This is a genomic window from Aeromonas cavernicola (assembly GCF_002795305.1).
Classification (GTDB): Bacteria; Pseudomonadota; Gammaproteobacteria; order Enterobacterales; family Aeromonadaceae; genus Aeromonas; species Aeromonas cavernicola.
On the sequence record NZ_PGGC01000271.1, the window covers coordinates 1 to 542 of the forward strand.

At 59.6% G+C, this 542-nt stretch carries 1 protein-coding gene; it reads left to right on the forward strand.

Annotation, left to right across the window (positions count from 1 at the left end; all coding sequences use genetic code 11):
* Nucleotides 1-424 (forward strand): acetyl-CoA carboxylase carboxyltransferase subunit beta (locus CUC53_RS18475; RefSeq protein WP_272896785.1); only part of this gene is annotated, 424 nt, incomplete at its 5' end.
* Between the last annotated feature and the right edge of the window lie 118 nt (nucleotides 425-542).

Below are 542 nucleotides of genomic sequence, written 5' to 3' on the forward strand. Positions count from 1 at the left end.
GGTTGAGGAGTGCATTAAAGATGGCCGTGGTTTGGTCTGCTTTTCCGCTTCAGGCGGTGCTCGCATGCAGGAGGCCCTGTTCTCCCTGATGCAAATGGCCAAGACCAGTGCCGCGTTGGATCGCCTCACCAAGGCGGGCCTGCCCTATATCTCCGTGCTGACCGACCCCACCATGGGTGGCGTCTCCGCCAGTCTGGCGATGCTGGGTGACATCAACGTGGGCGAGCCCAAGGCGCTGATCGGCTTTGCCGGCCCGCGCGTTATCGAGCAGACCGTGCGCGAGAAACTGCCGGAAGGCTTCCAGCGCTCCGAGTTCCTGCTGGAGAAGGGGGCCATCGATATCATCATCGATCGCCGCGACATGCGTAACCGTCTGGCCAGCCTGCTCGCCAAAATGCTGAATACTCACGTCATCGAAGAGTGAAGATGAGTTCAAACATGCAACAATCCCAAAGCCGGTCGCTGGTCGACTGGCTTTCTTATTTGGAGCAGATCCACCCGGTCAACATTGACATGGGGCTGGAACGGGTCGGCACAGTCGC